The 14920-nt window shown below is 52.7% G+C and carries 16 protein-coding genes; 6 read left to right on the top strand and 10 right to left on the bottom strand.

Translation table 11 applies throughout. The features are described 5' to 3' along the window. The first annotated feature begins 71 nt into the window (after positions 1–71). Together znuC and znuB are read left to right on the top strand one after the other, a co-directional pair. On the top strand, positions 72–830 hold the full coding sequence (znuC, locus tag LF929_RS09770) for a zinc ABC transporter ATP-binding protein ZnuC (RefSeq protein ID WP_226092569.1): 759 nt from the start codon (positions 72–74) through the stop codon (positions 828–830). Then, entirely contained in the window at positions 827–1612 is a 786-nt protein-coding gene (gene znuB / locus LF929_RS09765; RefSeq protein ID WP_016941249.1) for a zinc ABC transporter permease subunit ZnuB, read from the top strand. Before znuC ends, znuB begins: the two co-directional genes overlap by 4 nt. Positions 1613–1732: 120 nt before the next feature. On the opposite strand, the gene ruvB is transcribed toward znuB, so the two are convergent. The 7 genes from ruvB to aspS all read right to left on the bottom strand — a co-directional run bounded on the left by ruvB (position 1733) and on the right by aspS (position 8484). Continuing rightward, positions 1733–2743: a Holliday junction branch migration DNA helicase RuvB gene (ruvB, locus tag LF929_RS09760; RefSeq protein ID WP_020477026.1), complete on the bottom strand. Its 1011-nt coding sequence runs from the start codon at positions 2741–2743 to the stop codon at positions 1733–1735. A gap of 7 nt (positions 2744–2750) precedes the next feature. Next, the gene (gene ruvA, locus LF929_RS09755; protein ID WP_226092570.1) at positions 2751–3368 is read right to left on the bottom strand and encodes a Holliday junction branch migration protein RuvA; all 618 of its coding nucleotides are present in this window, start codon (positions 3366–3368) and stop codon (positions 2751–2753) included. A 189-nt stretch (positions 3369–3557) separates the two neighbouring features. After that, positions 3558–4586 carry a HoxN/HupN/NixA family nickel/cobalt transporter gene (locus LF929_RS09750; protein ID WP_226092571.1) on the bottom strand — a complete coding sequence of 343 codons (1029 nt, stop codon included), beginning with the start codon at positions 4584–4586 and terminating at the stop codon, positions 3558–3560. Between the two features lie 279 nt (positions 4587–4865). Next, a complete protein-coding gene (gene ruvC, locus LF929_RS09745; protein ID WP_016941245.1) occupies positions 4866–5387 on the bottom strand; it encodes a crossover junction endodeoxyribonuclease RuvC in 522 nt (173 codons plus the stop codon). A 40-nt stretch (positions 5388–5427) separates the two neighbouring features. Then, positions 5428–6171 (bottom strand): YebC/PmpR family DNA-binding transcriptional regulator, encoded by a 744-nt coding sequence (locus LF929_RS09740; protein WP_016941244.1) that lies wholly within the window; start codon positions 6169–6171, stop codon positions 5428–5430. Between the two features lie 71 nt (positions 6172–6242). Then, positions 6243–6692 (bottom strand): dihydroneopterin triphosphate diphosphatase, encoded by a 450-nt coding sequence (gene nudB / locus LF929_RS09735; RefSeq protein WP_210176781.1) that lies wholly within the window; start codon positions 6690–6692, stop codon positions 6243–6245. A gap of 1 nt (position 6693) precedes the next feature. Beyond that, a complete protein-coding gene (gene aspS, locus LF929_RS09730; RefSeq protein ID WP_038908069.1) occupies positions 6694–8484 on the bottom strand; it encodes an aspartate--tRNA ligase in 1791 nt (596 codons plus the stop codon). Between the two features lie 327 nt (positions 8485–8811). On the opposite strand from aspS, the gene LF929_RS09725 reads away from it, so the two are divergent. From LF929_RS09725 to cmoB, 4 genes are all read left to right on the top strand, one after another. Then, positions 8812–9624, top strand: coding sequence for a DUF72 domain-containing protein (locus LF929_RS09725; RefSeq protein WP_210175694.1), 813 nt, complete (start codon positions 8812–8814; stop codon positions 9622–9624). 254 nt (positions 9625–9878) lie between these two features. Then, positions 9879–10274 carry an MAPEG family protein gene (locus LF929_RS09720; RefSeq protein WP_012884874.1) on the top strand — a complete coding sequence of 132 codons (396 nt, stop codon included), beginning with the start codon at positions 9879–9881 and terminating at the stop codon, positions 10272–10274. Between the two features lie 133 nt (positions 10275–10407). After that, positions 10408–11151, top strand: a complete 744-nt coding sequence (gene cmoA, locus LF929_RS09715; protein ID WP_038908071.1) for a carboxy-S-adenosyl-L-methionine synthase CmoA — start codon at positions 10408–10410, stop codon at positions 11149–11151. Continuing rightward, complete coding sequence (gene cmoB, locus LF929_RS09710) at positions 11148–12119, top strand: tRNA 5-methoxyuridine(34)/uridine 5-oxyacetic acid(34) synthase CmoB (RefSeq protein ID WP_016941239.1); 972 nt, start codon at positions 11148–11150, stop codon at positions 12117–12119. Before cmoA ends, cmoB begins: the two co-directional genes overlap by 4 nt. A gap of 92 nt (positions 12120–12211) precedes the next feature. Here the strand turns inward: cmoB and LF929_RS09705 are convergent, their stop codons facing one another. The 3 genes from LF929_RS09705 to LF929_RS09695 all read right to left on the bottom strand — a co-directional run bounded on the left by LF929_RS09705 (position 12212) and on the right by LF929_RS09695 (position 14395). Then, a complete protein-coding gene (locus LF929_RS09705; RefSeq protein WP_038904472.1) occupies positions 12212–12508 on the bottom strand; it encodes a hypothetical protein in 297 nt (98 codons plus the stop codon). A gap of 254 nt (positions 12509–12762) precedes the next feature. After that, positions 12763–13527 carry a copper homeostasis protein CutC gene (cutC, locus tag LF929_RS09700; protein ID WP_226092572.1) on the bottom strand — a complete coding sequence of 255 codons (765 nt, stop codon included), beginning with the start codon at positions 13525–13527 and terminating at the stop codon, positions 12763–12765. 280 nt (positions 13528–13807) lie between these two features. After that, the gene (locus LF929_RS09695) at positions 13808–14395 is read right to left on the bottom strand and encodes a VOC family protein (RefSeq protein ID WP_226092573.1); all 588 of its coding nucleotides are present in this window, start codon (positions 14393–14395) and stop codon (positions 13808–13810) included. Positions 14396–14920 lie beyond the last annotated feature (525 nt).

Genomic DNA, 14920 nt, shown 5'->3' with positions numbered 1-14920 from the left:
AATCATCCGTCGATTTATTAACAAAAACGCGTTATATTATAACGTCACACCCCCTCTGCAAACAGAATTCTATGTCAACGCTGGTTTCACTGGAAAATATTGGCGTGCAGTTTGGCAACAAATCTGTACTCAATGATATTTCTTTCACATTGCAGGCTGGTCGTATTCTGACGCTGCTTGGACCGAATGGCGCGGGGAAATCCACGCTGGTACGGGTTGTACTGGGTTTGCAGCCTCCCACCCACGGTAAGCTGACACGGTCTGCGGGTCTTTGCATTGGCTATGTACCGCAAAAACTGCATCTGGACCCGACCCTGCCCTTGACGGTCAAACGCTTTATGCAATTACGCCCAGGGGTGAATAAGCAAGATATTATGCCGGCATTAAAACGCGTGCAGGCCGGTCATCTGCTAGAACAACCGATGCAAAAGCTCTCGGGTGGTGAAACCCAGCGAGTTTTGTTGGCGCGCGCGATTCTCGCCCGTCCGCAACTGCTGGTGCTGGATGAACCCACGCAAGGTGTCGACGTCAATGGGCAGTTGGCGTTGTATGAGTTGATTAACCAGTTGCGACAAGAATACCGATGCGGTGTATTGATGGTTTCCCACGACCTGCATCTGGTGATGGCGAAAACCGATGAGGTCCTGTGTCTTAATCAACATATTTGTTGTTCAGGCACGCCGGAAGTCGTGTCGCTACACCCGGAATTTTTAGCCATGTTCGGCCACCGTGGTGCCGGACAACTGGCTATTTACCGCCATCATCACAATCACCGTCACGATCTGAACGGAAAAATTATTTTAAAACGACAGGATGGTAATAACGCATGATCGAGTTGTTGTTGCCCGGCTGGCTGGCAGGGGTATGTCTGGCTGTGGCGGCAGGGCCGCTGGGTTCCTTTGTCGTGTGGCGCCGCATGTCCTATTTTGGCGATACCCTCGCCCATGCTTCATTACTCGGCGTCGCACTGGGGTTACTGTTGGGTGTTAACCTGTTCTATGCCGTGATCGCCATTACCCTGTTACTGGCGGTAGGGCTGGTCTGGCTGGAACGACGCCCCGGACTGGCCATTGATACCCTGCTTGGCATCATGGCACACAGCGCACTGTCGCTAGGTCTGGTAGTCGTCAGCCTGATGAATAATGTCCGCGTCGATCTGATGGCGTATTTGTTTGGTGACCTGTTGGCCGTTACCAGTGAAGATTTGTGGCTAATAGGCCCCGGTGTACTGCTGGTGCTTGGTGTACTGGGGTGGCAATGGCAGGCACTACTCTCCATGACCGTCAGCCCTGAACTGGCGCACGTTGACGGTGTAGCTATCGCCCGCACCAAACTGATTCTGATGCTGGTCACAGCATTAACCATCGGGCTGGCGATGAAATTTGTCGGTGCGCTGATCATCACATCACTGTTGATTATTCCCGCCGCTACCGCACGCCGATTCTCTCGCACACCGGAACAGATGGCACTCTGCGCGATGGGCGCGGGTATTCTGGCTGTTACGGGAGGGCTTGCCTTCTCGGCCGAAGCGAATACACCGGCTGGACCTTCCGTTGTGCTATGCGCATCACTGCTGTTCATTCTCAGTCTGCTGAAAAAGCAGGCCGCCTGACCTGGCGTATCACGCTACGGTAAAACAATACCCACCTGTTGCAAGAACCAGCGTTGCCGCCAGCTTATAAACTGGCGGCAATAACGGATAGAGGTGGCTGACTATATCGTCTTGTCCTGTTTACTCGCCGTGTTCACGAGTGAGTCCGAAATGGCGATAGGCATGCTGCGTCGCAATACGCCCCCGTGGCGTGCGTTGCAAAAAACCCTGCTGAATCAGGTAAGGCTCCAGCACATCCTCAATGGTTTCGCGTTCTTCACCAATAGCCGCCGCCAGATTATCCAACCCCACCGGACCGCCCATAAATTTATCGATAACCGCCAGCAGCAGTTTGCGGTCCATATAATCAAAACCTTCGGAGTCGACCGCCAGCATGTCCAACGCCTGCACCGCGACCGTTGCTGAAATTGCGCCGTCTGATTTCACTTCGGAGAAATCCCGTACCCGGCGCAGCAATCGGTTGGCGATACGTGGCGTACCGCGTGACCGGCGGGCTACCTCCAGCGCACCGTCATCCGTCATATCCAGCCCCAGACATTGCGCACTGCGCTGCACGATATGCTGTAAATCAGCCACCTGGTAGAACTCAAGCCGCTGCACAATGCCAAAACGGTCTCGTAGCGGTGATGTCAGCGAACCCGCACGGGTTGTCGCGCCGATAAGCGTGAAAGGCGGCAGATCCAGCTTGATAGAACGTGCCGCCGGCCCCTCACCTATCATGATATCCAACTGATAATCTTCCATCGCCGGATAGAGCACTTCTTCCACGACCGGTGACAGTCGATGAATTTCATCGATAAACAGCACATCGTGTGGTTCAAGGTTAGTCAGCAGCGCCGCCAGATCACCTGCCTTTTCCAATACCGGCCCGGAAGTCGTGCGCAGATTGACGCCCATTTCATTGGCGACAATATTCGCCAGTGTGGTTTTCCCCAACCCCGGAGGGCCGAAAATCAACAGATGGTCAAGTGCATCACCTCGTTTGCGGGCCGCCTCGATAAAAATCTCCATCTGTTCGCGCACCACCGGCTGTCCGACATATTCCGACAACAGCTTAGGACGAATGGCGCGATCCAGTATCTCTTCATCGGATACCGCGGCAGGTGAAATCAGACGATCGGCTTCAATCATATATACCTCACAACGCAGCGCGTAGCGCATCCCTGATGAGGGTTTCGCAGTCAGCGCCCGGACGAGACACTTTGCTCACCATTCTGCTCGCTTCCTGCGGTTTATAACCAAGCGCGACCAATGCGGCTTCAGCCTCCGCCAACGGATCCGCTTCCGGTGTTGCATTCCCGGTTGCCGTCGGCAAGGCAATATCACTGGCGGCATTAAACAAATCGCCATTCAGGCCTTTAAAGCGATCTTTCATTTCCACGACCAGTCGCTCGGCGGTTTTCTTGCCGACGCCCGGCAATTTCACCAGTGCGTTAATCTCCTGGCGTTCCACCGCGCTGACAAACTGCTGTGCCGACATGCCGGACAGGATCGCCAGCGCCAGCTTCGGCCCTACGCCGTTGACTTTAATCAGCTCACGAAACAAAGAGCGTTCTTGTTTATTGTTAAAACCGAACAACAGTTGCGCGTCTTCACGCACCACAAAATGGGTAAAAATCACCGCTTCCTGACCGAGATCCGGCAATTCGTAAAAGCAGGTCATCGGCATATGCACTTCATATCCGACACCGCTGGCTTCAATCAGTACCAGTGGCGGCTGTTTTTCCAATACGATGCCTCTGAGACGACCTATCACGTGATGTTTTCCTTAATCTGGCTGACGTAAACGTGGCGTATAGCTTATAACACAAAAAAAAAGGCGGATACAGAAAAGCTGGATGCATATCCAGATATCAGACAGGGCAGTGAGCATTCTCCGGTGACGGTATGAAAACCGCGAAACACCGGAGAAATTGGTGATGAGATCGTCCAGTCAGCTAGCTAATTACACTGCCTGGCTATTAATGGCGTCGTAATTGCGCCAGCGATAATTACACAACGAGACAACCCAACATGCGATAAACAGCGCGACCACATAAAATCCGGCATTACCCAGTTGTTCATTGAACGCATCGATGAGGCTCCAAAACCCGGTATGCAGGTCCAGTTTATCCGCCAGCAACCCGAGCGCCTCCATACCACCAATAAAGACGGCTACCACCACCGATGTCGCCGTAATCGTCAGGTTATAGTAAAGCTTGCGCTGTGGTTTGCTGAACGCCCAACCATAGGCCCCCACCATCAGCACATTATCCAACGTATCCACCAATGCCATGCCGCAGGTAAATAACGCCGGGAAAATCATGATTGACCAGATAGACATTCCTTGCGATGCCCCCGCAGCGGAAATCCCCAGCACGCCAATTTCGGTAGCGGTATCAAACCCTAAACCAAACAACAAACCGACCAGATACATATGCCAGCTTTTATTCACCATCCGAAACGTGGCGCGGAATAACCATCCCATAACGCCTGTAGTGGGTACCGCGTCAGTCTGGCCTAGTATCCCCCCGCCTTGCTTGAACTGCTGAAAACGCTGCCAGACACCACGCAAAATCACCAAATTCACCAGAGCCATCAGCAGCAAGAAACCGGCAGAAACCGAGGTGCCGATAACACCGCCAATCTCATGAAACCACGCCATGTCATCTTGCAAGGCCGCCGCCGTGGCTGCCAGCGCCAGCGATGCCAGGATTACAATGGAAGAGTGCCCCAGCGAAAACCAGGCTCCGACGCCTAATGGCATCTTTCCTTCCTGCATCATTTTTCGGGTAACGTTATCGATGGCGGCAATATGATCTGCATCCACCGCATGGCGCAGGCCATAGCACCAGGCTAACAGACACGTCGCCATCAGTGCAGTTTGATTGTGAAACATACCCCATGCCAGTAACCACACCACTATATTGACCACACCCAGCGCGCTCAGTATGACCACAGCGCGTGGGTTATTTTTGAGAAGAGAAGACATCATAACAATATCTCTGTATCGATCCGGCGGGTCATTGCCGTCGGGTAAATTGCGGGTATGAGATTTTATGAATTGTTCATACACCGCTGTGTTATCCCAGATCAAAACAGGGCGTGGTTGTACAAAGAAGACGTTACATTCATGGTCATGAAGCATGGGCGAACATAAAACGCCAACGATGCGTATCAGGAATAGCGGAAAAGAAAGAAGAGGAATCAGGCTGCCGTCTGACAAACGTTATGGTGCAGTCAAACGGCAACCGGGGTTAAAACATCACACCATTCAACGAATTCGTCCACGCGCCAGCGTCAGTTTGTCATGACTGATACGTGAAAGATTCTGGCTAAAATGGCAATGGGTGATGGCAATCGCCAGTGCATCAGCAGCATCTGCCTGCGGATTAGCCGACAGCTTGAGCAGCGTTTTCACCATGTGTTGCACCTGGCTTTTTTCCGCCGCCCCCGTGCCAACCACTGTTTGCTTCACCTGCCGCGCGGCGTATTCAAATACCGGTAGAGACTGGTTTACCGCTGCAACAATGGCCGCACCGCGTGCCTGCCCCAGTTTCAGCGCCGAATCCGCATTGCGAGCCATAAACACCTGCTCGATAGCGAAATAGTCGGGTTGAAATTGGGTGATGATTTCGCTAACACCAGCATAAATCAGCTTAAGACGCGTAGGTAGATCATCCACCGCAGTACGAATACATCCACTGCCCAGATAGCTTATCTGCCGCCCCTGCTGACGAACAATGCCGTAGCCGGTCACGCGGGAACCGGGGTCGATACCGAGAATAATGCTCATCGTTCTTCCCCAGTCACCGGTAGAAAGGAAGGGACTGCCATTACAGCAGTGCCGCTACCTCGTCGGAGATCTCACCGTTGTGATAAACCTCCTGAACGTCATCGCAATCTTCCAGCATGTCGATCAAGCGCATCAGTTTCGGTGCTGTCTCTGCATCCATATCCGCTTTGGTAGACGGAATCATCGAGACTTCAGCCGCCTCAGACACCAGACCCGCGGCATCCAACGCATCTTTTACCTGACCGAAGATTTCCCACGGCGTAAACACGTCGATGGCACCATCATCATAGGACACCACGTCATCAGCACCGGCTTCCAGCGCTGCATCCATCACTGTATCTTCATCCAGACCCGGTGCATAAGAAATCACGCCTTTCTTGGAGAACAGATAGGACACAGAGCCGTCGGTTCCCAGGTTACCACCACATTTGGTAAAGGCATGACGCACTTCAGATACCGTACGATTACGGTTGTCACTCAGGCATTCCACCATCACCGCTGTACCACCAGGACCGTAACCTTCATAAATGATGGTTTCCATGTTGGCTTCTTCATCGCCACCCACACCACGCGCGATTGCCCGGTTCAGGGTATCGCGCGTCATGTTGTTGGACAGCGCTTTATCGATAGCAGCACGCAGACGTGGGTTAGAACCGGGATCGCCGCCGCCTAAACGGGCCGCGGTAACCAGTTCGCGGATAATCTTGGTGAAAATTTTACCGCGTTTAGCGTCCTGTGCCGCCTTGCGATGTTTAGTGTTGGCCCACTTACTATGACCTGCCATAAAAATCTCCGAAAAAAGCCTGTTATTCCCTAACGTTATCGGGTCGCCGCATTGCAGCACCCCAAAAGCGGTCAGGGCCTGGCTGGACAAATAACAAATTCTTCAATCGCCTGCCGGTTGCTCCAGGATTTGGTCAACCGCGCCGCATCGGGTGCATCCAGCCATTGGTAAGCCAGATGCTCACTGATATCTACCTGACGCTCATCGGGCAACGCCAGACAGAACCAGTGTTCCAGGTTATGCGTCACGCCTGGGGCATAGCGACGTCTCAAATGAGCAAAAAGCTCGAATTCCACACTGCGTTGACAGTCAAACAACGACAACGCCTCAGCGGCGATGTCGATGTTAACTTCTTCTTTCACTTCACGCTGTGCGGCACATCGCGCGCTTTCATCCTCTTCCAGGCTACCGGTAACCGACTGCCAGAAATCCGGATCATCACGCCGCTGAAGCATGAGCACCCGCCCCGTGTTCTGGGCATAAATCACCACCAACACCGAGACAGGTCGCTTATAGTTCATCTTACTGATTCTCTGCATCCTGCGCGGCTTTGCCCTTACCCACCACCGCAATGGATAACTCCTCCAGCGCAGACGGGTTCGCGAAGCTCGGCGCTTCGGTCATCAGGCAGGCTGCCGCTGTGGTTTTCGGGAAGGCAATCACGTCACGGATATTGTCGGTACCGGTCAGTAGCATCACCAGACGATCAAGCCCGAACGCCAGACCGGCATGCGGCGGCGTACCAAATTTCAGGGCATCTAGCAGGAAGCCAAATTTTTCGCGCTGTTGCTGTTCGTCGATACCGAGAATACGGAACACCGTCTGCTGCATCTCACCGTTGTGGATACGCACGGAACCACCACCGACTTCGTAACCGTTCAGCACCATGTCGTAAGCGTTAGCGATAGCGGCTGTCGGGTTGTCTTTCAGCTCCGACGGAGACATATCACGCGGTGCCGTAAACGGGTGATGCATCGCGGCCAGACCGCCTTCGCCGTCATCTTCAAACATCGGGAAGTCGATGACCCACAGCGGCTGCCAGCTGTTTTCATTGGTGATCTTCAGATCACGGCCCAGCTTCAGGCGCAGCGCACCCAGTGCGTCCGTGACCACTTTCGCGCTATCAGCACCAAAGAACAGAATATCGCCGTCATCGGCAGCAGTACGCTCCAGCAAGGCGGCCAGAATGCCGTCATTCAGGAACTTGGCTACCGGGCTCTGGATACCCTCAAGCCCTTTAGCCTTCTCGTTAACCTTGATATAAGCCAGCCCTTTAGCGCCGTAGATTTCGATAAATTTAGCGTATTCATCTATCTGCTTACGGCTCAACTGCGCGCCACCCGGCACACGAATCGCGGCTACGCGACCTTTGGGGTCGTTGGCCGGACCGGAAAAGACTTTGAAATCGATATCTTTCAGCAGGTCAGCCACATCCACCAGTTCCAGCGGGTTACGCAGGTCGGGCTTGTCGGAACCAAAACGGCGCATGGCTTCTGCGAAGGTCATGATCGGGAAATCGCCCAGATCCACCCCTTTCACTTCCAGCCACAGCTCACGCACCAGTTTTTCCATCACTTCACGCACTTGTGGCGCGGTCATGAACGAGGTTTCCACATCGATCTGGGTGAATTCTGGCTGACGGTCGGCACGCAGGTCTTCGTCACGGAAGCATTTGACTATCTGATAATAACGGTCAAACCCAGACATCATCAGCAGCTGTTTAAACAGCTGTGGCGACTGTGGTAACGCGTAAAATTTACCTTTGTGCACACGGCTTGGCACCAGATAGTCGCGAGCGCCTTCCGGTGTGGCTTTGGTCAGCATCGGCGTTTCGATATCGAGGAATCCGTGGCTATCCATGAAGCGGCGTACAAAGCTGGTAATGCGGGCGCGGGTTTTCAGACGCTGAGCCATCTCAGGGCGGCGCAGGTCAAGGTAGCGGTATTTCAGGCGCGCTTCTTCGGTATTGTTCTGGTTAGAGTCCAGCGGCAGCGGTTCAGCACGGTTGATGATAGTCAGTGCTGTCGCCAGTACTTCTACTTCACCGGTCGCCATGTCTTTGTTTATTTGAGTGTCCGGACGGGCACGCACCACACCAGTCAGCTGGATGCAAAATTCGTTACGCAGCTCGGAAGCCAGATTGAATGCCTCCTGACGGTCCGGGTCGAAGAACACCTGCACCAGACCTTCGCGGTCGCGCATATCAATAAAAATCAACCCACCCAGATCGCGGCGACGATTAACCCAACCGCACAACGTCACTTCCTGGCCCACATGGGACGAATTCAACAGCCCGCAATATTCAGTACGCATTACGATGTCCTTTTACACCGCCGCCGGTGCTCTGTTTCGCTTGCCAAATGGCAACGATAAGAATCGGTGAACCGGTCGGCATGGTTTTTCTGGATTACAGTCCAATGAAAAAAGGGGGGCATTATAAAGGAATTTCCCCACAACGATAAGTATGATGGTAGCGGTCTGCGGGCCGCCCCGCATACTCTTTTTTGTTTTTTGCCGTGCATTTGCCTGCTGGTTACACAATTGCGAGTTATTATGCTAAAACCCTGTTACATCCATCGCCATAAAAGTGGATGACATCAGGATGTTGGTTCGCAGAGAAACCTATCAGGACAAGGGCTTATGTATATTGGTTTACCGCAGTGGCAGCATCCGGGTTGGACCCGGCTGGGCCTGCGCGATCTGGCGGATTACGCCCGCTATTTCAACTGCGTGGAAGGAAACACCACCTTTTATGCGTTGCCGTCGGCCGAATCAGTATTGCGCTGGCACGACATGACCCATGATGATTTCCGCTTCTGTTTCAAATTTCCCGCTGCCATTAGCCATCAGGCCGGTTTACGCCATTGCCAGCAGCAAGTGACCGAGTTTTTTCGTTGTCTTGAACCTCTGCACCCTCGCCTGGGGCAACTGTGGTTACAGTTGCCGTCCGCGTTTGGCCCCGACCAGGAAGAAACGCTGTGGCAATTCCTGGATACACTGCCCACAGGGTTTTGCTACGGGGTCGAGGTGCGTCACCCACTGTTTTTCGCTAAGGGTGACGATGAACGCCGTATCAACCAAGGGTTGCATCAACGCGGCCTGAACCGGGTTATTATGGACAGCCGACCAGTGCACCATGCCGCACCAGTCAGCGAGGTACTGCGCGATGCTCAACGCAAGAAACCCAAGGTACCACTCCATGTGGTGCGCACTGCCGATGCCCCTTTAATTCGGTTTATTGGTAATGAAGACGCCGACGACAATCTCCGCTGGTTTACACCGTGGATAGACAAACTGGCGCAGTGGCAATCACACTCGCCTTATCTGTTTATCCACACAGCAGGTACCGCCAGCGCCCCTGAGCTGGCGCAACGGCTATGGCCGCTTCTGAGCGCCGTGATTCCCAGCATGCCGCCCTGCCCCGACTGGCCGCAGCAGACCTCGCTCTTTTAAAACCTGCGGCTTAACGCATAGCGTTTTAAAAAGCGTGTATTGAAAATAGTTTTTTGAAGATGATGCCTTGAAGTAACTGTTTTAGCGCATTTTTCGGCACTCGGACCCATGATTGCTGTCGTTGGCTTCTATCACAATTTCTTATTAACGGAATTGGATATCCGACAATTTTACCTACAATATCTTCGTGTTATGCGTTCAACAGACACGTTATGATAACAGCTGCCGTTTCTGGTCAGGCAATGGAGTAAAAAATGGTAAGCGCGCTTTATGTGGTGCTCAGCGCATTGTTGTTAGTGAAATTATCAGTTGATGTCGTAAAACTGCGGATGCAATACCGGGTGGCTTACGGCGACGGTGGGTTTTACGAGTTACAGACAGCCATTCGCGTTCACGGCAATGCGGTCGAATACATCCCCATCGGTGGCCTGCTGTTGGTACTGATGGAGATGAACGGAGCCATGAATGCGATGATTCATCTGTGCGGCATTATGCTGTTGCTTGGTCGGCTGTGCCATTATTATGGCCTGCGCCATCGCGAGTTGAACTGGCGACGTTCCGGCATGATGGCCACGTATGTGTCGTTACTGCTAATGATCCTGTTCAACCTCTATTATCTGCCCTGGGAGTTGATACTGACCCTGCGTTAACCCTATTGGTTATTCACGGTAAGGCATCCCTGCCCGCTTATAGTGATGTCTTACCGCCTTTCTCTCATACATCTTTGTGTCATCTTTCTGCTAGAATGCGCGCCTGTTCTTCCCTGTATGTATGTTTCCTGCTATGTCAAACCGCGATATGCTTTTTTCCGCGCCCATCGCCAATCTGGGTGACTGGACGTTTGATGAACGCGTCGCTGAAGTGTTTCCAGACATGATTCAGCGCTCTGTTCCTGGCTATTCGAATATTATTTCCATGATCGGCATGCTGGCGGAGCGCTTTGTTCAGGCGGACACCCAGGTCTATGACCTTGGCTGTTCTCTGGGAGCGGCCACCTTGTCGATGCGTCGCAACATTCATGTGCCGGGTTGCCGTATCATCGCTGTGGATAATTCGTCGGCGATGGTGGCACGCTGCCGCCGCCATATTGAAGCGTTCCGTGCCGAGACCCCCGTAGACGTACGCGAAGCGGATATTCTGGATATCGACATTGAAAATGCGTCACTGGTCGTGCTCAATTTTACGTTGCAATTTATCCCGCCAGAACAGCGCTTGCTGCTGCTAAAACGTATCTGGCAAGGGTTACGTCCCGGTGGCGCGCTGGTGCTATCGGAGAAATTCAGTTTTGATGATGCTTCTATCGGCGAATTGCTCTTCAATATGCATTTGGATTTCAAACGCGCCAACGGCTACAGCGAGCTGGAAATCAGCCAAAAGCGCAGCATGCTGGAAAACGTGATGCTCACCGATTCGGTTGATACCCATAAAGCCCGGCTGCGTGAGGCAGGCTTTGCACACAACGACGTGTGGTTTCAGTGCTTCAACTTCGGCTCTTTGCTAGCGCTAAAAGCGGGGCCACAACCATGATCGATTTCGGTAATTTCTATCAACTGATCGCCAAAGGGCCGCTTAGCCACTGGCTCAACACGCTGCCACCCCAGATCAGCCAATGGCAGCAGGAGTCGTTGCACGGCGAGTTCAAGCACTGGTTCAATAGCGTTTCACATTTGCCTGTGCTGACGCCCGACCAGCTCGACCTCACCCACGGCGTGACCGCCAGTCTGGACACGCCGTTGTCGGTGCGTCAGCAAGCGGGTGTTGAGCGCCTGTTGCGCAATCTGATGCCCTGGCGCAAAGGGCCGTTCTCGCTCTATGGCGTCACTATCGACACCGAGTGGCGTTCTGACTGGAAGTGGGATCGCGTCTTGCCACATATCAGCCCCTTGCAGGACCGATTGATTCTGGATGTGGGCTGCGGCAGCGGTTATCACTTGTGGCGCATGATCGGTGCCGGTGCCAAACTGGCCGTCGGCATCGACCCGATGCAACTGTTTCTGTGTCAGTTTGAAGCGGTACGCAAGCTGCTGGGTGACGATCAACGTGCGCACCTGCTGCCGTTGGGCATTGAACAACTCCCGGCACTGGCGGCATTTGATACCGTATTCTCGATGGGCGTGCTGTACCACCGGCGTTCACCGCTCGACCACCTCTGGCAGCTCAAAAATCAGTTGGTTACCGACGGAGAACTGGTGCTGGAAACCCTGGTGGTGGAAGGCGATGAGAATACGGTGCTGCTGCCGGGCGAGCGTTACGCTCAAATGCGCAATGTCTATTTCCTGCCTTCGGCTGCCGCACTTGCCCGTTGGCTGGAAAAATGCGGTTTTGTCGACATCCGTATCGTGGATCAATGCGTGACGACGCTGGAAGAGCAACGCCGCACCGACTGGATGACAACCGGGTCACTGGCGGACTTTCTTGATCCACATGACCGCAGCAAGACAGTCGAAGGCTATCCTGCGCCTTTACGTGCGGTACTGGTTGCACGCAAACCCTGACCGGGCAACCCGATATACAAAAACAGAGCGGCGCGACATGCCAGCCCCAATACCGACTGGCATAATCTCGCCGCCCCACACTGCACAGAATGTCAGTTGCGATGCTTGACGATCATATCAATGGCCGTCTCTTCGGTCATATCAGTACTCTGGATCTCGACCTGAATGTCCTGATTGCTGGTTTCATTAAAAAGCGTCGTATTACCAACGGTATGAAAATCACCGGTTACCGTGTCTCCTCTTTCCACCTCATAAATATCCAGCAATTTGGCAACGATAAACCGCTCTTCAGGATCGCGGATAACGATGAGACCAATGCGATGCTCATGATGCACAACGACTCCACGCATAACAGGATTCCTTTTGACTGTTGAGATAGTAAGCAGCATATCACCGGCTTAGAATGATAAAAGATAAGCGCATAACAATTCAGCGCATTTTTGGGTATGGATCACGTTCGATGGCGGAATAATCGTCGCACCAACCCCACATTACGCGAACGGCTACAATGCAATTTATAGCAGAAAAAAAGCCCCGACAAAGTCGTCGGGGCCTGGTACTCGCAAGCAGACCGAAAAAGGAATGCTGCGCGGCAAAGGGCATCGGAAGAATACCTGATGGTGCCCACCCCACGGGGTACCACCTAGGAAGCGGATGTCGCAGAGGGAGCCATCTGTGGGCTCAACGCGTTTTTCATGGCCGCGACGACATCGCCATCAACACAGTAATGCTGGAACTCATCCATGTCGGTTTCAGAGCAGAGCGTGACGCCTAATTTACGATAACGCATCGGCGATGGTAGCCACTGGCCTGCGGATGTATGTAACTCCTGAATGCCGCAGGCGCGAAACTTGTGCAAATTAGTCAAACGCACCCCAGCCCCAGCCATAATGATTGGACCACAACTGGCCTCATTAAGTTCCCGTAATAGCGTTAAACCATTTTCGGCACTTTGCTGTTGCCCGGATGTCAGTACCCGGGCAATCCCCAAATCCGTCAGTTGATTCAGCGCCAGACGGGGATTCAGGCACATATCGAATGCACGATGAAATGTGACGGCCAGCCCATCACACCGCGCCATCACCTGCCGCATCCGCGCGATATCGATGTGCCCTTCCTCATCCAAAACGCCGACGACCAACCCAGGAAACCCCATCGCCTTAATCTGATCAATGTCATACAGCATGGCGTTGAATTCCTGCTGGCTATAGCAAAAATCTCCCCCACGCGGTCGAACCATCGGATGTACCGGGATAGACAACATTTCCCGTGCACAGCGCAGCACACCGTACCCCGGCGTTAAGCCTCCCTCACGCTGTGCAGCACAGAGCTCGATTCGATCCGCACCTGCCTGCTGTGCCGTCAGTGCGCAGTCCAGACTGTAACAGCAGACCTCCAACATCGGCATACCCCCTCCTTAGAAAAAATAACCAAATCGGAAAAACACCAGACTTTCCGAAACAATTGCCCGCTCATAATGAGTTGACCGTATGGCATACGGCCTAATACTGGCATCCCCTCGCTGGTGGCGAAGAGAGGCATGTCACACTGGTGACAGCATTTACATGTGGAATATGACGCGCCACACAGTTTACCGATCCCTTGCCAGCCACCACGAACATGTCATTGATGGCATAACGTTTGTTATATATGCGCAGTGGGTTGCATAGCATGTAGCGGGACTTAACCTACTGACGGGTCGACTGTTCGATGGCTGACTGTTCGCTGGCTACGATGTCCTGAATACGATAGGGATGGAATTTTAACGTGATGCGACCATTGGTCACTGCCAGCGTCGGGTTGGGCAATCGTTCATGCTCACCCTGGGGATGACTGAATTTCAGTTTAATCCCGGGCGCGGTCAGGGCCGTATCCGACAAACAGGCCAGTGCTCGGGGATGAAGTGTCGCCGGGTCGCCGGGCAAGACCAATTCCACATGCTCCCACCCTTCATGCGGATAATGCCGATTGCCTGGCCACGGTAACTCCACGCAGTCAATCTGCCACGGTCCGACGATTAATGGCTGGTGCAGCGTGAACAGACAAATTGTTCGGCCATTAATCACGTTTTCCGATAACAACGTGCCACAAGCCAGTAATGCGGTACGCCACTGCTCAGCCGTACTGTTTTGATGACAACGCAGGGATATGTGGTCGGCTTCAAACGCAGCCAGATCAAGCTCAAGCTGTTGCGCGAGTTGCTGGAGTTCTATCGTAAAGCGGGAAAGATCATTCATTAAGGAGGGGGGAAGCGTCGACGGTAACAGAGCGGTCATTATTTCCTCATTAGCCTGAATAAAAAGTTTATTCAGTATAATTTAACATAGGCAGAATAACCGCCGTCTTTTTTCCGCTTTTTGTATCAAACAATGCTGACATTAGCCCCCTATTCTTGTCTTTTCATGTCATCATTGACAATGTTGGACAAACTTCATTTCAATCAAACAATAATACCAACAGGCACCATTAACAAAATGAAAGAAATATAATATAAATTACAATTAATTGATTTTAAATGACTTTAAAAACCCGATGAGAGTATTCTTAAATATTCTCTGTAACATTGAGAAATAAACGAAAAGCAGATAACTTCGAAACTACCCACTTTCCACTAAATGACTGAAGGGCATTCATCATGTTGCTAATAACGTTCTCTATGCTGGTTGTCATTGCTGGCTATTCTCTGTTCCGCCATTTCAAAACGATACAGAGCACACGCCTGAGTACGGATCGCCGACACAAACGGCGCTAAGTTTTTTTTATAATCCCCTCCCTTCATTATTCCGGCTTGTCGGTAAGCC

Source organism: Dickeya oryzae (assembly GCF_020406815.2).
Taxonomy (GTDB): domain Bacteria; phylum Pseudomonadota; class Gammaproteobacteria; order Enterobacterales; family Enterobacteriaceae; genus Dickeya; species Dickeya oryzae.
This window is presented reverse-complemented; position numbering and strand designations above follow the sequence as displayed.